Annotated in this window: 18 protein-coding genes; 13 read left to right on the forward strand and 5 right to left on the reverse strand. The window is 68.1% G+C overall.

Translation table 11 applies throughout. The features are described from left to right. Window positions 1-77: 77 nt before the first annotated feature. Window positions 78-704 carry an RAD55 family ATPase gene (locus N0B31_RS06980; protein WP_260595147.1) on the forward strand — a complete coding sequence of 209 codons (627 nt, stop codon included), beginning with the start codon at window positions 78-80 and terminating at the stop codon, window positions 702-704. 649 nt (window positions 705-1,353) lie between these two features. Here the strand turns inward: N0B31_RS06980 and N0B31_RS06985 are convergent. Next, the gene (locus N0B31_RS06985) at window positions 1,354-2,334 is read right to left on the reverse strand and encodes an FKBP-type peptidyl-prolyl cis-trans isomerase (protein WP_260595148.1); all 981 of its coding nucleotides are present in this window, start codon (window positions 2,332-2,334) and stop codon (window positions 1,354-1,356) included. A 144-nt stretch (window positions 2,335-2,478) separates the two neighbouring features. Between N0B31_RS06985 and cyaB the strand changes: the two genes are divergently transcribed. The 4 genes from cyaB to N0B31_RS07005 are packed head-to-tail and all read left to right on the forward strand — an operon-like array spanning window position 2,479 to window position 5,712. Then, a complete protein-coding gene (gene cyaB / locus N0B31_RS06990) occupies window positions 2,479-3,039 on the forward strand; it encodes a class IV adenylate cyclase (RefSeq protein WP_260595149.1) in 561 nt (186 codons plus the stop codon). 59 nt (window positions 3,040-3,098) lie between these two features. After that, the gene (locus tag N0B31_RS06995) at window positions 3,099-4,316 is read left to right on the forward strand and encodes a methionine adenosyltransferase (protein ID WP_260595150.1); all 1,218 of its coding nucleotides are present in this window, start codon (window positions 3,099-3,101) and stop codon (window positions 4,314-4,316) included. A gap of 58 nt (window positions 4,317-4,374) precedes the next feature. After that, window positions 4,375-4,848, forward strand: coding sequence for a DUF5804 family protein (locus N0B31_RS07000; RefSeq protein ID WP_260595151.1), 474 nt, complete (start codon window positions 4,375-4,377; stop codon window positions 4,846-4,848). A gap of 30 nt (window positions 4,849-4,878) precedes the next feature. After that, window positions 4,879-5,712 (forward strand): hypothetical protein, encoded by an 834-nt coding sequence (locus N0B31_RS07005; RefSeq protein WP_260595152.1) that lies wholly within the window; start codon window positions 4,879-4,881, stop codon window positions 5,710-5,712. Here the strand turns inward: N0B31_RS07005 and N0B31_RS07010 are convergent. Then, window positions 5,709-6,689: a PLP-dependent cysteine synthase family protein gene (locus tag N0B31_RS07010; protein ID WP_260595153.1), complete on the reverse strand. Its 981-nt coding sequence runs from the start codon at window positions 6,687-6,689 to the stop codon at window positions 5,709-5,711. The two genes, N0B31_RS07005 and N0B31_RS07010, sit on opposite strands and share 4 nt — an antisense overlap. 106 nt (window positions 6,690-6,795) lie before the next feature. On the opposite strand from N0B31_RS07010, the gene N0B31_RS07015 reads away from it, so the two are divergent. Beyond that, on the forward strand, window positions 6,796-7,221 hold the full coding sequence (locus N0B31_RS07015) for a DUF488 family protein, N3 subclade (protein ID WP_260595154.1): 426 nt from the start codon (window positions 6,796-6,798) through the stop codon (window positions 7,219-7,221). A 58-nt stretch (window positions 7,222-7,279) separates the two neighbouring features. After that, window positions 7,280-7,681 (forward strand): thioredoxin family protein, encoded by a 402-nt coding sequence (locus N0B31_RS07020; RefSeq protein WP_260595155.1) that lies wholly within the window; start codon window positions 7,280-7,282, stop codon window positions 7,679-7,681. A 119-nt stretch (window positions 7,682-7,800) separates the two neighbouring features. Here the strand turns inward: N0B31_RS07020 and N0B31_RS07025 are convergent, their stop codons facing one another. Continuing rightward, a complete protein-coding gene (locus N0B31_RS07025; RefSeq protein ID WP_260595156.1) occupies window positions 7,801-9,948 on the reverse strand; it encodes a thioredoxin domain-containing protein in 2,148 nt (715 codons plus the stop codon). A gap of 121 nt (window positions 9,949-10,069) precedes the next feature. Between N0B31_RS07025 and N0B31_RS07030 the strand changes: the two genes are divergently transcribed. Then, window positions 10,070-11,746 (forward strand): acetate--CoA ligase, encoded by a 1,677-nt coding sequence (locus N0B31_RS07030; protein WP_260595157.1) that lies wholly within the window; start codon window positions 10,070-10,072, stop codon window positions 11,744-11,746. Window positions 11,747-11,759: 13 nt separating this feature from the next. Here N0B31_RS07030 and N0B31_RS07035 read toward each other — a convergent pair whose 3' ends face one another. Then, the gene (locus tag N0B31_RS07035) at window positions 11,760-12,008 is read right to left on the reverse strand and encodes a DUF7508 domain-containing protein (protein WP_260595158.1); all 249 of its coding nucleotides are present in this window, start codon (window positions 12,006-12,008) and stop codon (window positions 11,760-11,762) included. A 1-nt stretch (window position 12,009) separates the two neighbouring features. After that, a complete protein-coding gene (locus N0B31_RS07040) occupies window positions 12,010-12,480 on the reverse strand; it encodes a DUF5796 family protein (RefSeq protein ID WP_260595159.1) in 471 nt (156 codons plus the stop codon). A gap of 127 nt (window positions 12,481-12,607) precedes the next feature. Here N0B31_RS07040 and N0B31_RS07045 point away from each other — a divergent pair, with 127 nt between their 5' ends. The 5 genes from N0B31_RS07045 (at window position 12,608) to N0B31_RS07065 (ending at window position 16,427) form a co-directional block, all read left to right on the forward strand. After that, entirely contained in the window at window positions 12,608-13,480 is an 873-nt protein-coding gene (locus N0B31_RS07045; RefSeq protein ID WP_260595160.1) for a shikimate kinase, read from the forward strand. Further along, window positions 13,438-13,758, forward strand: a complete 321-nt coding sequence (locus N0B31_RS07050) for a chorismate mutase (RefSeq protein ID WP_260595161.1) — start codon at window positions 13,438-13,440, stop codon at window positions 13,756-13,758. Before N0B31_RS07045 ends, N0B31_RS07050 begins: the two co-directional genes overlap by 43 nt. Window positions 13,759-13,911: 153 nt before the next feature. Further along, window positions 13,912-14,160 (forward strand): hypothetical protein, encoded by a 249-nt coding sequence (locus N0B31_RS07055; RefSeq protein ID WP_260595162.1) that lies wholly within the window; start codon window positions 13,912-13,914, stop codon window positions 14,158-14,160. Between the two features lie 216 nt (window positions 14,161-14,376). Next, the gene (locus N0B31_RS07060; protein ID WP_260595163.1) at window positions 14,377-14,694 is read left to right on the forward strand and encodes a hypothetical protein; all 318 of its coding nucleotides are present in this window, start codon (window positions 14,377-14,379) and stop codon (window positions 14,692-14,694) included. A gap of 530 nt (window positions 14,695-15,224) precedes the next feature. Continuing rightward, on the forward strand, window positions 15,225-16,427 hold the full coding sequence (locus N0B31_RS07065) for a hypothetical protein (RefSeq protein ID WP_260595164.1): 1,203 nt from the start codon (window positions 15,225-15,227) through the stop codon (window positions 16,425-16,427). Window positions 16,428-16,429 lie beyond the last annotated feature (2 nt).

A 16,429-nucleotide genomic window follows, 5' to 3' on the forward strand; every position in this document is an offset into this window, starting at 1 on the left:
GTGTCTCGGTCCAGACTTTATTCTACACCAGATAGCGCCAGAACGTTTATCCTCCCGAAAGCCAGAGTGTACACGAGATGCCCGACCGGCTCCGAACTGGGATCGAGGTGCTCGACCGGAAGCTCGACGGTGGGATTCCGGCCGGTAGCATCGTCGCTCTCACGGCGGAGCCGGCGAGTCAGGCCGAACTGTTCCTCTACGAACTCACGGCCACCCGCGGGACGCTGTACCTGTCGCTCGACCGTACCGGCGACGCCGTCACCCACTCCATCCGCGAGGCCGAGACACGGACCGGCGACCCGACGGTGCGCGACGTGGCCGGCGAGGCCCCGCTCGACAGCGCCACCAAACTCGTCGGGGCGCTCCCCGAACGCTCGAACCTCATCGTCGACCCGCTGGACGTCCTCGAACGGCAGGAGCCGGCCCGGTTCCGGAACTTCATGAACGAACTCCAGAACCACATCTACAACACGGGGAGTCTCGCGCTCCTTCACTGTCTCGACGGTCGGCACGTCCCCGAACTTCGGGACACCACCGAGCACATGGCGGACATCGTCTTCCAGCTCGAGACCCGGATCAAGGGCGACCAGATCGAGAACCGCCTCGCCATCCCGAAGTTCCGGGGCGGCATCGCGCTCAACGAGGTCATCAAACTGGAGCTGAGCGAAGAGGTGGCCATCGACACGAGCCGCGACATCGCCTAGACCACCACTTTTTACTCGTCGGGTTCACGCCTGCGGCGCGAACCGCTCCTCGTAAAAACTGGACTAAAACTGCGCCGCTCGCTTCGCTCGCGGCGGGTGAGCACACTGGACCGATACCACACCGCGAACGCACGGCACCTGCCACTATCGTGCTCTCCTGCGAGTCTCCAGGAGCGAATGGTCGATACCGTTCGAGTGCGTAGGTCGAACTGATGGGCGAGTGCGCACTCTGTCGTCGTTACGGTCCGGACCTCCCGACTACGCGCCACCACCTGCTTCCCGAGCACAGGTAGACCTCCCCCGTCGTCGACCTCTGCCCGCCGTGTCACGACACGGTCCACGCGCTGTTCACGAACGACGAACTCGTCGAGAGCTACTACACCGTCGAAGACCTGCGGTCGGCCGACCGGCTGGAGGACTACCTCGAGTGGATCTGGGGGACGAAGAAGACGAGCATCGACGTGGCGACGAGCAACCACGTCAGGGGGGAGCGGGGCTACTGATCGAGATATCTTCTGCTGTTGCTGTGCGGTCGTGGCTAGCACACCTACCCGCCGCGAGCGCAAGCGAGCGGCGCAGTTTTTCCCCACGTTTTTGCGAGGAGCGGTGCGCGAGCGCAGCGAGTGCACCCGACGAGTAAAAAGTGGGTTTACAGGTCCTCTGCGATCTCGTCCGCGTCGATGTCGGCCTCTTCGAGCGCCTCCTCGATGTCGGCCTCACCGCCGCCGCCCATGCCGCCCATCATGCCACCCATGCCGCCCATCATCCCGCCGCCGTCGAGGACCTCCTCCACGACGATGCGGTCGATGTCGGTCTTGTCGATGATCTCCTGGGCGATCTGCTGCTTCTGGAACATCCACTGCTGGTTCATCGAGAGCTGCGGGGTCGCCTCGACGTAGAGAGTCCGCTTCTCGACGGTCTCGGTGACCGTCTCGGGTTCGGCGTCCTCGTCGTCCTCGTCGGGCTGCTCGACGCTGGTCTCCTCGACCTCGTCGTCCTGGATGCGCATCTCGAGGTCCATGTCGAGGAACATGTTGAGCAGGCCCTCGGCCCGCTCGAGCTGGTCGTCGACGACCTCGACGACCTCGAAGTCGTACTCGATGTCCTCGCCGGCCAGCGGGTGGTTGAAGTCGACGCGAGCGCGGCCGCCGATGATGGTCTCCAGCGTCCCCTGCCGGCCGTCGATCTGGATGCGGGCGCCGGGGTACCGGTCGTCCTCTTCGATCTTGTTGGCCGCGACGGTCTCGACCTGACTCTCGTCGTACTCGCCGAACGCCTCGGCGGCGGGGATGCTGACCGACCCGCTCTCGCCGGCCTCCTTGCCGATGACGGCCTCCTCGACGGACTCGAAGAGGTGTCCCGAGCCGAGCACGATGACGCGGGGCTCGAACGTCCCCTGGTCACCGACGCCCTCTTCCTCGGCCACGTCGGGGTCTGTCGTGTCGACGAGCTGGCCGCCCTCGACGGTGCGTGCGGTGTAGGCCAGTCGGATGAAGTCACCCTCCTGCAGGCCCGTGGACTCCTCCTCGGCCTCCGTCTCCGTCGCTTCGGTCTCGGCCTCGGTCTCCTCGACCTCCTCCTCGACGTCCTCGGTTGCTTCCTCTTCGACTTCCTCGGATGAGTCGCTCATACACCGGAATCACGTGTCCGACCCTTAACAATCACGTTTCTCGCCGCCCGGAGCGTGTGCTCTGTGTGAGCGACCACAGTGCCCCAGAGCACGCGGTCGGGCCCGGAGCGGGGGTGTTTTCCGACCACCGCACGAGCGGCCGGTATGTACGAGGTGGAACTGAAGGTCGCCGCCGACCACGAGACGGTCCGCGAGCGGCTGGCCTCGCTGGGTGCCGACCGGCGCCGACACGTCGTCCAGACGGACACGTACTACGACGCGCCACACCGCGACTTCGCCGAGACGGACGAGGCACTCCGGGTCAGGCGCGAGCGTGAGGACGGAAGCGACGGGGAGAACGAGGAGAGGGACGCGACGGTGAAACTGACCTACAAGGGGCCACTCGTGGAGGCGGCGTCGAAGACCCGCGAGGAACACGAGACGGTCGTCGCCGACGCGGCGGCGCTGGAGGGGATACTCGACGGCGTGGGCTTCACGCCCGCGTTCACCGTCGAGAAGGACCGCACCTTCTACCGCTACGCGGGGTACACCGTGACGCTGGACGACGTGACCGACCTCGGCGAGTTCGTCGAGGTGGAGACGGAGGCCGAGGCCATCGAAGAAGCACGCGAGGGCGCCATCGACGTCCTCCGTGACCTCGGGCTCGACCCGGACGAGCAGATACGCACGTCCTACCTCGGACTGCTGCTGGATACGCCCGAGTAATCATATCCGGCGCAAAAGTTTCCGTAAGTTATAGGCCGTGTGCCGGGGTAGGCGGGGTAATGAGCGAACGGAACATCCGCGTCGAGCCGGTCACCGGCGACGCGGTCGAGGACCAGGAGGTCGAGATCGTCGAGCGCAAGGGGCTCGGCCACCCGGACTCCATCTGCGACGGGATCGCCGAACACGTCTCGCAGGCACTCGCGAACGCCTACCTCGAGACGGTGGGCAAGGTGCTGCACTTCAACACCGACGAGACACAGCTCGTCGCCGGGAACTCCGCGCCGGCCTACGGGGGCGGCGACGTCGTGGACCCCATCTACATCCTCGTCGTCGGCCGGGCGACGAAGTACTACGCCTGCGAGGAGACGGGTGAGGAGTACATCATCCCCGCCGAGAGTATCGCGCTCCGGGCCGCCCGCGAGTACCTCGCGGAGAACTTCGAGGACCTCGACCTCGAGACCGACGTCATCGTCGACGTGAAACTCGGTGAAGGATCCGGTGATCTCCAGAACGTCTTCGGCGAGGACGGGGCGGAGGTGCCGATGGCCAACGACACCTCGTTCGGCGTCGGTCACGCCCCGCTCAGCGAGACCGAACAGATCGTCTACAACACGGAGCGGCGCCTCGTCGAGGAGTTCGACGGCGACTACCTCGGCACCGACATCAAGGTGATGGGCAAGCGCGAGGGCGACCAGATCGACGTGACCGTCGCGGCCGCGATGGTCGACGAACACCTCACCGACATCGACGCGTATCAGGCCGCCGTGGCCGAGGTGGAGGCCTTCGTCGCCGACCTCGCCACGAGCTACACCGACCGCGAGGTCGAGGTCTACGTCAACACCGCCGACAACATCGAGAAGGAGGCGGTCTACCTGACCACGACCGGCACGTCGGCCGAACAGGGTGACGACGGCTCGGTCGGTCGGGGGAACCGCGCGAACGGCCTCATCACGCCGAACCGCTCGATGTCGATGGAGGCCACCTCCGGTAAGAACCCCGTCAACCACATCGGGAAGATATACAACCTCCTTTCGACGCGCATCGCAGCGGCTGTCTACGACGAGGTGGACGGCGTCCGCGAGGTCCGCATCCGCCTGCTCAGTCAGATCGGCCAACCCATCGACAACCCCCACGTCGCCGACGCGTCGCTCGTCACCGAGGACGGCGTCGAGGTGGGCGACGTGGAGGCCGAGGTCGCCGCCATCGTCGACCGCGAACTCGCCGACGTGACCAGCGTGACCGAGGACGTCATCGACGGGAAGCTACCGACCTTCTGAGTCCCGACCCGGTCTCGCACCCGAAACCCCTTTTCCTGCCCCCCGTCTCCTTCGGCGCATGACGCGGGTCTGTCTCGTCGGGAGCGAGGACGTGAACCTCCGGTACGAACTGGTCTCCCGCGAGACGGCCCGGGACGCGCTGGCCACCTACGAGTTGCGCGAACCGTACGCGAACACGGTCGCGCTGGAGACCATCTCGCTCGGTTCTGCGGTCGCTCTGCTCAACGACCTGAACTGGTACCTCGTCCGGTTCGTCGACCACGCGTGGGTGCGCGAACCGTCCGTGAGCGAGGACGAGTGGCTCTCGCGGTCGCTCGCGGCGGCCATCCGCGACGACGAGGTCGACCGCGAGGAGTCTGGCCGCCACCTCGGCGTCTTCGGCGTGATAGAGGAAGAGGGCGAGCGCCGTCTCACCGAACCGATGTACGTCGCCCGCACCGGCCCGGAGCTCCCGAAGTACGACCTGTTCGAGGTCGACGACACCGTCGTCGTCCGCGTGACGGAGGACGAGTTCGGCGGCGAGCGCCGGTAGACCTTTCGGGCGGGCGGTCGAGCGCCGGGCATGGTCCAGTTTCGAGCCCTCCTCTCCAGCGCGAGCCGTCGTCTCGACCGACTGCTCCTCCTCGCCGTGGTCCCGTTCCTCGCGGCCATCGCTTCGCCGGGGAACTTCGAACGTATCGCGGCGGACACCTCGACGATACGGCTCGGCGTCTCGTTCGGGTTCCCGAGCGCCGTCGCCACCGCCTGGGACTTCGTCAGCCTCCCGAACCCCGGCACCGGGTTCAGTGTCTACACGGCCGGGGGCGACCCCCTGCAGGGAGGCGTGATGATACTCGGCGGTGCGGTGCTGACGGGCGTCCTCGCCGCCGCGTACCTCGGTGCGCTCCGTCGCGACCTCCTCCGAGCGGGTGGCGGCGTGAGCGACGGACTCCAGCACGTGCTCCCGCTCGTGGCGTTCGAACTGCTCGTGGGCCTCTTCGGACTCACGCTGGTCGTGCTCGCACTCGTGAATCTCGTCCTCGTCGTCCCTGCCCTCATCGTCGGCCTCTACCTCGCCTACCGGTTCTACCCGACGCCGTACCTCGTGGTCCTCGAAGACCGCTCGCTCGTGGACGCGTTCCGACGGAGCTACGGGCTCTCGGCGCGCGGTGGGCAATACACGAACTTCTTCGGGAAGTACCTCTTCGCCGTCGCCGCCGTCTCACTGGTGGCGACTCCGCTGTTCACGACGAGTGTCTTCGCTGCAGTCCTCGGCACGGCCGTCCTCGCGCCCATCTGTGTGCTCTTCAACGCCGCGACGATGCTGTTCCTCGTCGACCTGATCCGCTCGGACGCCAAGGGGACGGACCTGCCGGGGGGCTGGGACCCGGACGTAGCCGTCCGGATGGCGGCCTAGTCGTCGAACATCCCGGTCGACATGTAGCGCTCGCCGGAGTCCCAGTAGACGGTGAGGACGAGCGGGCAGTCCTCGGGGATCGGCTCGGGGGGCGCCGTCCCGTCACCGAGGATGGCCGTCTCGTTGTTCGGGCCGGGAGATGCCACCTCGGGGTCGGCGAGTCGCTCGGCGACCCGGCGGGCCGCGAGGTTCGACGCGCCCGACGACTGTCCGACGAGGATGCCCTCCTCGCGGGCGAGCCGGCGGCACTCGGCCTCCGCCTCCTCGACGTTCACCGTCTCGACCGAGGTGAGCAGGTCGGTGTCGAGGTTCGGTGAGACAAACCCCGGTCCCATCCCCTGGAAGTCGTCCCCACCCGTCTCGCCGCCCGAGAGGACGGCGTCGTTCTCGGGCTCGACTGCCACGATCTCGCAGTCGGGGAACGCCTCGCGGAGGCGCCGCCCGATTCCGGTGATGGTCCCCCCGGTGCCGACCCCGCAGACGAGCGCGTCGACGGTGTGGTCCCCGACCTGTTCGAGTATCTCCGCGCCGGTCGTGTGGTAGTGTGCGTCCGGGTTCGACGGGTTCTCGAACTGGCGCAGCTGGACGGCCCCTCGCTCACGCTCGATCTCGTCGGCACGGTCCTTCGCGTCGGAGATGGTGCCGGAGACGAGTTCCACGTCCGCGCCGTAGGCACGCATGATGTCGCGTCGCTCGGGTGACTTCGAGTCCGGCATGACGATGGTGGCGTCGTACCCCTTGGCGGCGGCGACCATCGCGATCCCGATGCCCGTGTTGCCGGACGTGGGTTCGACGATGGTGTCGCCGGGCGTGAGCTCGCCGTCGCGTTCGGCGGCCTCGACCATCGCCACGGCGGGACGGTCCTTCGCGGACCCGCCAGGGTTCTTCGACTCCACCTTCGCGGCGACGACGCTCCCCGGCGGCGACTCTACCTGCACCAGCGGCGACCCCACGGTGCCGAGGATTCCACGTTCCATGCCCCGCCGTTCGAGACTCTGCCCTTTACACGTGCCGGACGGCGGCAATCCGTACCGCCCACGCACGCCCCCAGCGCTTACCACCGGTGACCACCGAGCGTCACCGATGACCGGGACAGTCACCGAGACGTACGCCGCCGCGGTCGGCAACGGGCTCGTCGACGTGGGCGAGGCCACGCTCGTCGGCGTGGTCCGCCAGCCACCGCGCTGGTTCCACGGCGTCGTCGACGAGAACCACCGCGAGCTCGGGCCGCCTGCCGCCCTGCTCGAGGCGGTGCAGGAGCGCCGCGAGACGCTGAAGGCTGGCGGGATGTGTGACGAAGGAGCCCACAACGCCGCGTGGGAGGAGGTCGAGTTCGAACGGCGGTACCGCATGTACCTCGAGGGTGATGGGGGCGCAGAGGCCGCGCTCGCGGCCCTCGCGAACCGAGTCCGTGGTGGCGAGTCGGTGGCCCTCGTCTGTTTCGAGGGGCCGAACAAGGCCTGTCACCGGCGTCTCCTCGCCGAGCGGTTGCACGAGCGACTCGCGTGACCGGCACGAATCGACCGGACCGGGAGTCTCAAGCGGTACGAGACCATCCGCCTCGGTAATGAGCGAATCCAGCGACACCGGCGAACTGGAGACGATGCGACCGAACCCCGTCTGGACGGCGGACGCCTACGAGGACGCACTCGCGTCGTGGCGCGACGTGGCCGACGTGGCGACGGTGAAGGTGTGGGGCGGCGACTGGTGCAAGGACTGCCGGAGCCAGCTCCCGGACTTCGGTGCGGGACTCGAGGCCGCCGGCATCCCCCGCGAGCGCGTCGAGCACTACCCCGTCGAGAAGGCCGACGACGGCTCGAAGATCGGCCCCGGCGTCGAGGAGTACGGCATCGAGTTCATCCCCACCGTCGTGGTCGAGATCGACGGCGAGGAGGTGGCCCGCTTCGTCGAGGCGGCCGACCGCCCCATCCTCGTCTACCTCGCGGACGAACTGGAAGCGCGGGACTGAGGTTCAAGTAGGAGGGCAGGACCAGACCGCGCGTGACCTGAGATGGGTCGCGTACCGGTCTGGGTGGGACCGTGGTGCGCCGGTACGCACGAACGGCCCCACGCACCGCCTGTTCGCTTCTACGGCGCCAGCTCTTCGGCCCACGACAGCACCTCGTCCACGTCGTGGACCGGCGGTGAACACGTGAACGAGCGACAGGTGTAGCACGTCGGGTCCCCGTCGCGGGCCTCACGACCGGCCCAGATGGGCGGGGCCGTCTCGAGCCCGAGCGTCTCCAGCCACGGCGCCAGCCCCTCGTCGGTCGGCGGTCGGACCGAGAGCAGACGGCCGGGGAGGTACTCACGGGCGAGTCGCTCCCGCCACGCCTCCGGGAGGGACTCGGCCGCGACCGTGAGTTCGAGCGCCCCACGGTCCCGGTCGTCGAGCGCCAACAGGAGCGTCGCCTTCGAGACCGAGCCGCGGCCGACGGTCCCGGCGTGGGTGTCGAGGACAGCGTCTGCCACCTCGCCGAACTCCTCGTCGGGGAGGAAGTGTTCGAGGTCGAGCAGCAGCGACGCCGCGACGCCCGTACTCGACGGCGTTGAGGAGTCGTCGGTCTCCTGCGGACGGGCGACGAGCGACTCGCCGCTCCGCGGGGTGAAGTAGAGCGTCCGCTCGTCGGCGTCCCAGAACTCCTCGACCACCACACGGGCGAGGTCGGCGGCGAACGCGAGGTGCGACACGTCGCCCGTCGCCTGATAGCAGTCGAGCGCCCCGCGACCGAGGGCGGCGTAGTCCTCGAGATAGCCGGGGACCTTCCGATCGCCGTCCATCCAGCGGCGGTAGAGTCGCCCCTCGTCGGCGTCCCAGTGGTGCTCGCGGCAGAACTCGAGGGCCGCCGTGGCGGTCTCGGCCAGCGCCGCATCGAGGACGAGCGCCCCCTCGGCGAACGCCGAGATCATCAGGCCGTTCCAGCCCGCGAGCACCTTCTCGTCGCGGGGCGGGCGGGGCCGGGTCTCGCGTGCGTCGAGCGCTTCGGCACGGAGCCGGGTGAGTCGCTCCTCGACCGCTGCCACGTCGAGAGTACTGTTGGCCGCCAGTTCTTCTGGACTCGCCGCGAGCGTCAGCACCGTCTGCCCGTCCTCGAAGTTGCCGGCGTCGGTGACCCCGTAGCGCTCGCGGAACAGCGCGCCGTCCGTCGGGTCATCGAACACCGTGGCGACGTCCTCGGGCGTCCAGACCCAGAAGGCACCCTCCTCGCGTTCGCCCGTCTCGGGGTCCTCGCTCTGGGCGTCGAGCGTGGCGAAGAACCCGCCTTCGGGGTGCGTGAGTTCGCGCTCCACGAACGCGAACGTCTCCTCGGCGACGGTGGCGTAGCGGTCGTCGCCGAGCGCCTGCCAGCCGGCGAGGTAGGCACGCGCGAGCCCGGCCTGGTCGTAGAGCATCTTCTCGAAGTGCGGGACGGTCCACGAGCGGTCGGTCGCGTAGCGGTGGAACCCACCGCCGAGCTGGTCGTACATCCCACCGTTGGCCATCCCGTCGAGCGTCTCGCGGACCACCTCGCGGTAGGCGTCCCGGTCGGTCCGGTCGGCCGCCCGCAGGAGCACGTGCAGGCGACCCGGACTCGGGAACTTCGGTCCGGACCGGCCGAAGCCACCGTACTCGCGGTCGGCGATGCGGAGTGCCGCGCTCGCGGCCGCTTCGACCGGATCCTCCTCGGCCTCGCTGGCGTCGGCGGCGTCCGGCGCCCCCTCGAGGTCGTCACGGACCGCCGCAGTCCACTGGTCGGCCCGGTCCTCCAGCTCCTCGCGTTCCTCGGGGTCCGTCCACGCGGCGACGACGTCCCGACACAGTTGCTCGAACCCGGGCATCCCCTGCCGTGGCTCCGGTGGGAAGTACGTCCCCACGTAGAACGGGCGACCGTCGGGCGTGAGGAACACGGAGAGGGGCCAGCCGCCGTTCCCACGGACGAGCTGGCAGGTCTTCATGTAGACGCTGTCGACGTCCGGTCGCTCCTCGCGGTCGACCTTGACCGGGACGAAGTGCTCGTTCAGCACCCGTGCCACGCTCGGGTCGGCGAACGACTCCTCCTCCATGACGTGACACCAGTGACACGATGAGTAGCCGATGGAGAGGAAGATGGGGCGGTCGGTGGCCTCGGCGGCCGCGAGCGCCGTCTCGTCCCACGGCTGCCAGTTGACGGGGTTGTCCGCGTGTTGCTGGAGGTACGGCGAGGCCTCCTCGGCGAGGCGGTTCCGCCGGAGCGCCTCGGGTACGTCGTCGCTCATACCCGCCCCTTCGTGGGGGAGACGGATGAACGTCCCCGTCCCGGCCGGGGGCCGAGGTGCTGGCGGCCGGGGGAGCGTCCGTCGTGGGGATTTATCCACCCGTGTCGCGCTACCGGAGGACATGGTCGACACCCCGCGGCTCGTCACCTACCACTTCTACGAGCGCGAGTGGGACTCCTACGACGAACTCCTCGACTGGTTCGAGTGGGAGGTCCCAGACCGGTTCAACGCGGCCGCCTACTGCTGTGACCGGTGGGCCGACGAGACACCCGACGCGGTGGCCATCCGCTCCGAGGACGAGGCCGGGAGCGACGAGGCGTTGACCTACGCCGAACTCGACGGGCGTGCTCGCCGACTCGCCGGCTTCCTCCGCGAGCAGGGCGTCTCCCGCGGTGACCGGGTCGGGGTCAACTGCCCTCAGCGCCCCGAGACGGTCCTCGCACACCTCGCGTGCTGGAAACTGGGGGCCACCTCGGTCCCGCTCTCGACGCTGTTCGGCCCCGACGGGCTGGAGTACCGGCTGGCCGACGCCGGCGCCGTCGCCTGCGTCGTCGACGCGAGCAACGTCGCGAACTACCGGGAGGCCCGCGAGGGTGTCGACGGGCTCGACACGACTGTCGTCGTCGGGGGCGACACCGAGGGCGAGGAGGTGTCGTTCGCCGACGCGCTGGAGGCCGCGGACGGCGACGTGGCGACCGTCGACACCCTCGCCGAGGACGAGTCCATCCTCATCTACACCTCCGGGACGACCGGCGACCCGAAGGGCGTCCGGCACGCGCACAGGCTGATACTCGGGAACCTCCCCCTGTTCCTCACGTCCTTCTGCAACGTCGACCTGCGCGATGACGACGTGTTCTGGACGCCCGCGGAGTGGGCGTGGGTCGCCTCGCTGTTCGACGTGGTGTTCCCGTCGCTCTACTACGGCCGCGAACTGGTCGCCTCCCGCTCGCCGGGGAAGTTCGACCCGGAACGCGCCTTCGAGGTGGTCGAACGCCACGGCGTCACCCGGTACTTCGCGCCGCCGACCGCCCTCAGGATGATGATGCAGGTCGAGGGGGAGTACGGGGTGTCCAGCGTCCGGACCGTCGCTTCGGGCGGCGAGTCACTCGGCCAGAGCATCGTCGACTGGGCAGCCGATGTCTTCGACGGCGCGGCCGTCCACGAGGGGTACGGCCAGACGGAGGCGAACATGCTCGTCGGCGACTGCACCGCACTCACCCCGTTCGTCGAGGGCTACATCGGTCGGCGGGCGCCCGGCCACGAGGTCGACATCGTCGACCCCGAGACCGCCGAGGCGACCGTCCCCATCGGCGAGACGGGCGAGATCGCCGTCCGGTACGAGGGGAACCCCGTCTGCTTCCTCGAGTACTGGAACGAGCCCGAGAAGACCGACCGGAAGGTGCGGGACGGCTGGCTCCTCACGGAGGACCTCGGCCGGGTGAACGAGGACGGCTACCTCACCTTCGTCGGGCGAACCGACGACGTCATCATCAGTTCCGGCTACCGCATCGGCCCCGAGGAGGTGGAGGACTCTGTCGCCACCCACGAGGCCGCCGCGGACGCCGCCGTCATCGGCGTCCCGGACGACGAGCGCGGCCAGATACCGAAGGCGTTCGTCGTCCTCGGCGTGGGCCACGAGCCGAGCGACGCGCTGACGGAGTCGATACAGCAACACGTCCGCGACCGGCTGGCGAAGTACGAGTACCCGCGAGCGGTCGAGTACGTCGACGAACTCCCGAAGACGACGACCGGGAAGGTCAGGCGGGCGTCGCTCCGGGACCGCGAAGGGCTCGACTGAGGCGACCCCCGCCTCAGTCCCGGAGTCGGTCGCGGTGTTCCTCGAGCAGTCGCTCGGCGTGCGCGGGGTTCTGGGCCACCTGCCAGCGGACCTTCGGGGCGTCCCGGTAGGCGAGTGCCTCCTTCAGTTCGTCGCGGAGGGGGCCGGCCTCCACGGCGACGACGGTCCCGTCCTCGTCGCCGAGTTCGTAGATGCCGTAGCGGTCGGGGACCGAACCGATGGTCCGGCGTGCGAGCGGCTCCCAGCGCTTCGAGAGCGGCACCTCAGGCCTCCGTCTCGGTCTCGGGGTCGTCCGCGTCGCCCTCGGGCGCGACGATCTCGTACGACTGTTCGCCCATCTCGTCCTCGACGAAGACGAAGACACGCCCGCGGGCGGCCTCGGGGTCGGCGGTGACCTCGACGCGGTAGCCGCTGTTGGTCGCCTCCACGCCGGGGAAGATGCTCTCGGTCACGTTCCGGTCGACGATGACCCGCCCGACGCCGGAGTCCCGCAGGATGTCGTCGTGGGTCTTGCGGTCGTTGACGTAGACGACGACGCCCTCCTCCTCGGTGGGATCGGTGACGAGCACGTGGACGTCCTTCCCCGGCCCCGAGACGACGGACCCCTCGGCCTTCTGTGGGACCCCGTGGTAGAAGACGCTCCGGCCGTCCGTGTACTCCACCGCCACGCCGTCGGCGTCGAGTTCGATGGAGAGCGTGTCCGGTGCGATGTCGTTCCGGAGGTTATCGCTCATACCCCCGCGTTGGCCGTCTCGGGGGAAAAGCACCGCGCTCCGGCGCGGCACCGTCCCAGTGGCCGACCCGGCGGGCGGGGCTTGCGTCGACCGGCACCACCAAGTACACTCGCCGCTCCCTGCCGGTATGCAGGGCCAGGCCGAGGCACCCGCCGCCGGCACGGTGTTGAACGCGCTCGCCAACGGCTTCGGGAGCGCGTTCGCCATCGACGCCTACACGACGGCGACGGTGACGCTCACCACCGACGGCGACGGGTACACCGGCGAGGTGGCCGAGGCCCCGGACGCCGACACGACGCTCGTCGAGCGGTGCGTGGCACTCGTCGTCTCCGAGTTCGGCACCGACGAGATGACGGGCGGGCACGTCCGCACCGAGAGCGAGGTGCCGATGGCCGGCGGGCTGAAGTCCTCGTCGGCGGCGGCCAACGCGACCGTCCTGGCGACACTCGACGCACTCGGCGTCCCGGTGGGTGCCGGAGGTGCACTCGACCGGGTCGACGCGTGCCGCCTCGGCGTGCGGGCAGCCCGCGACGCGGGCGTCACCGTGACCGGCGCGTTCGACGACGCCTCGGCCTCGATGCTCGGGGGCGTGACGGTGACGGACAACTCGGCGGACGAACTGCTCGCCCGCGACGAGGTGGACTGGGACGTGCTCGTCTACACGCCCGACGAGCGGGCGTTCTCCGCGGACGCCGACGTCTCGCGGTGCGAGCGAATCGCCCCCGTCGCCGACGAGGTGCGCGAGATGGCGCTCGACGGGCGCTACGGCCGGGCGATGACGGTCAACGGTTTCGCGTTCTGCGCGGCGCTCGGCTTCCCGGCGGAGCCGATGGTCGAGGCGCTGCCCGACGTGGCGGGCGTCTCGCTGTCCGGTACGGGGCCGTCGTTCACGGCGGTCGGCGAGCGCGACGTGCTGGAGCGGGTGCGGGCGGACTGGGCGGAACGAGAGGGACACACATGGCTCACGACGACACAGACAGAGGGGGCACGGACGACATGACACTGGAAGAGTTGTCGCTGGACGAACTCCGCGACGAGATACGCAACATCGACCGCGAGATCGTCGAACTCATCGCGCAACGGACCTACGTGGCCGAGTCCATCGCCGCGGTCAAGCGCGAGGAGGGCATCCCGACCACGGACGAGTCACAGGAGCAGGCCGTGATGGACCGCGCGGGCGAGAACGCCCAGCGCTTCGACGTGGACGACAACCTCGTGAAGGCCATCTTCCGGCTGCTCATCGAGTTGAACAAGGTCGAGCAGCGCGAGAGTAGGTAGCATACACCATACGTTGGCTGCGAGAGAAGAGCGACCACCCTCACGAGCAGCCGTATTCTTAACTCGGTTTCCCGTGACGTTCGTAGTACGTTCCCAGAGTCTCTCAGTACCGAACGTCTCCGCCACGAGCGGCTCTGTCACGAGAACGTAGACGTGTTCGGATTCTATCGTATCTGTTCGACGGAAGACGGAATCCACGAGATAATCGAATACATGCCGTGGTCGCCGCACGAGACGGTGAACGAGACGAAGACGTTCATCGACGAGACCGAGCGTAAGTGGGACGCCCGAGAGAGCCTGAAATACATCATTCGCCCGAAGGACGGTGAGGAGGGTTCGGGGGAGTTCGCCGGGGGAACCGGCCTCAAACTCGATTGGCGTCGCCGCACTGGAACGCAGTGAATCTGGCTCTGTAAACCGTTCTGGGGACGGGGGTATAACGGCGGGAGTGCCCTCGCCCTCATCGACCTCACGTTAGACCGACTCGACCTCCTCCTCGATTCGCACACCCTGGTCGTCCCAGCGCAGGCCGTCGACGAACTCACCGAGACCACGTCCTACAACGACACTTCGGGTGAAGCGGCACAGGCCGTTCTCGACCGTCGCTCCTCGTTCGAGGTGCAGTCCGTCGAACTGGACGAGACGGTCCCACTGGACGACGGTGAGAACGCGGCGGTCACACTAGCGAACGAGGTAGAGCCCGTGCAACTGCTCTGTGACGAGCTCAATCGGCTCGCGCTCGTCCGCGCCTCGCTGGCCGAGACTCGTCTCGTGACGGCTCCGATTGTGCTCACCGCGCTGGTTCGAGACGACGCGACCTCACCCGACGCTGCCGAGGCGTCCTTGACCGAGACGAGTGACGCGCGTAGCTGGTCCTCGAACTCCTACGTCAAGCGGGTGAAGTATACGCTTCGGCAGCAACGTGATGATGGATAGTAACGGGCCGTTCCGCTGGCTCTGTCGGGAACTGCAGTGGCACATAACGGTCGCGAACTGACTCCAGAGGAGTGTTCTGGCGCGGCAATCAAGCTTCCCACCAGTATCCGACAACGAGAACGGGTCTCTGTGTGACAACCAGTTGTTTCCTGCCTGCCAGCGGTAGGTGACTCGCACCGGCTTACAGGTATCGAGAGCGACGCTGGTGTACTCGTCGGATGGAAAATCCACATCAACTGGAGAAGGACCACTTCCGACCGTATCTTTATATGTGTGACACGTAACAGTTTTTTACAACCTGGGGGAGGGGGTGATTCGACCGCTCTGATTCGGTCCCGAGGCCCCCCGAACGGCTGCGGTCGACAGACGAAGCCCAATGTCGTCGGCTGCTCCCGTCAGCACCCAGAATATGGTTCCCACGTGCGCGAGCGGGAATCGAGCACGTCGGGAGACGAGTGATCAGGAATGAATCCACCAACTGACGACGGGAGGGGCGAGGACGCCCCCCTGACCGACTGGCGAGCAGTGAGATGACACGTAGCTGCTGGATGCACGGCCTCGTTTTGCTGACGCTCGTCGCTCTCGCCGTGTTCGGCGCGACCACGGCCGGCAGTGTGGGCGCGACGACCCACATGCTCGACGGCGGTGACGTGGGGTCGTCGCCCGCGGCCGCCACGAGCAGCCACCCGGTCGCCAGGTGTTCGGTCTCGGATGCGAGCGTCCAGACCGGTGAATCGGTGACGCTCGACGCCTCGGCATCGGAGAATACCGACGACTACCAGTACGACAAGTTCGGTGGCAGTTCGTTCGGTGAATTCACCACCCAGAGTTCACGCACGGTCTCGTACGCCGAACCGGGGACCTACGACCCGCGGGTGAAAGTGTGGTCCTACAGCGGTGGCGAGGACAGCGACATCGCGACCTGTGGCACGGTCACCGTGAGCGACCAAACACCCACGCCCACACCGACACCGACGGCCACTCCAACTCCGGGACCGACTGCAGTCGCTCGATGTGCGGTGTCGGACACGAGCGTCCAGACCGGTGAATCGGTGACGGTCGACGCCTCGGCATCGGAGAACGCCGACGACTACCGGTACGACAAGTTCGGTGGCAGTTCGTTCGGTGAATTCACCACCCAGAGTTCGCGGACGGTCTCGTACGCCGAGCCGGGGACCTACGACCCGCGGGTGAAAGTGTGGTCCTACAGCGGTGGCGAGGACAGCGACATCGCGACCTGCGCCACGGTCACCGTGAGTGACCCGACACCGACGCCAACGCCGACGGTCACGGCCACCCCGACACCGACGCCAATGCCGACGGCCACCCCCACCCCGACACCGACGCCAATGCCGACGGCCACCCCCACCCCGACACCGACGCCAATGCCGACGGTCACCCCCACCCCGACACCGACGCCAATGCCGACGGTCACCCCCACCCCGACACCGACGCCAATGCCGACGGTCACCCCCACCCCGACACCAACGCCAATGCCGACGGTCACCCCCACCCCGACACCAACGCCAATGCCGACGGTCACCCCCACCCCGACACCAACGCCAATGCCGACGGTCACCCCCACCCCGACACCAACGCCAACGCCGAGACTTGATTCCATTTCAGATCCGACGGTACCCACGACGGGGAACGACGGTCCTGGATTCGGAGCTCTGGAGCTCTACCTGGCACTCGTCCTGATGACATTGGTCGCGATTCGGAGGAGAACCTGAGA

Source organism: Salinirubellus salinus (assembly GCF_025231485.1).
GTDB lineage: Archaea > Halobacteriota > Halobacteria > Halobacteriales > Haloarculaceae > Salinirubellus > Salinirubellus salinus.

Bases quoted from the DNA above. Each gene is read 5' to 3' on its own strand.
- N0B31_RS06980 (WP_260595147.1), top strand. From the start codon at position 78: ATGCCCGACCGGCTCCGAACTGGGATCGAGGTGCTCGACCGGAAGCTC.
- N0B31_RS07030 (WP_260595157.1), top strand. From the start codon at position 10,070: ATGGTCGACACCCCGCGGCTCGTCACCTACCACTTCTACGAGCGCGAG.
- N0B31_RS07015 (WP_260595154.1), top strand. From the start codon at position 6,796: ATGACCGGGACAGTCACCGAGACGTACGCCGCCGCGGTCGGCAACGGG.
- N0B31_RS07025 (WP_260595156.1), bottom strand. From the start codon at position 9,948: ATGAGCGACGACGTACCCGAGGCGCTCCGGCGGAACCGCCTCGCCGAG.
- N0B31_RS06985 (WP_260595148.1), bottom strand. From the start codon at position 2,334: ATGAGCGACTCATCCGAGGAAGTCGAAGAGGAAGCAACCGAGGACGTC.
- N0B31_RS07000 (WP_260595151.1), top strand. From the start codon at position 4,375: ATGACGCGGGTCTGTCTCGTCGGGAGCGAGGACGTGAACCTCCGGTAC.
- cyaB (WP_260595149.1), top strand. From the start codon at position 2,479: ATGTACGAGGTGGAACTGAAGGTCGCCGCCGACCACGAGACGGTCCGC.
- N0B31_RS07005 (WP_260595152.1), top strand. From the start codon at position 4,879: ATGGTCCAGTTTCGAGCCCTCCTCTCCAGCGCGAGCCGTCGTCTCGAC.
- N0B31_RS07020 (WP_260595155.1), top strand. From the start codon at position 7,280: ATGAGCGAATCCAGCGACACCGGCGAACTGGAGACGATGCGACCGAAC.
- N0B31_RS07040 (WP_260595159.1), bottom strand. From the start codon at position 12,480: ATGAGCGATAACCTCCGGAACGACATCGCACCGGACACGCTCTCCATC.
- N0B31_RS07010 (WP_260595153.1), bottom strand. From the start codon at position 6,689: ATGGAACGTGGAATCCTCGGCACCGTGGGGTCGCCGCTGGTGCAGGTA.
- N0B31_RS07045 (WP_260595160.1), top strand. From the start codon at position 12,608: ATGCAGGGCCAGGCCGAGGCACCCGCCGCCGGCACGGTGTTGAACGCG.
- N0B31_RS07065 (WP_260595164.1), top strand. From the start codon at position 15,225: ATGACACGTAGCTGCTGGATGCACGGCCTCGTTTTGCTGACGCTCGTC.
- N0B31_RS06995 (WP_260595150.1), top strand. From the start codon at position 3,099: ATGAGCGAACGGAACATCCGCGTCGAGCCGGTCACCGGCGACGCGGTC.
- N0B31_RS07050 (WP_260595161.1), top strand. From the start codon at position 13,438: ATGGCTCACGACGACACAGACAGAGGGGGCACGGACGACATGACACTG.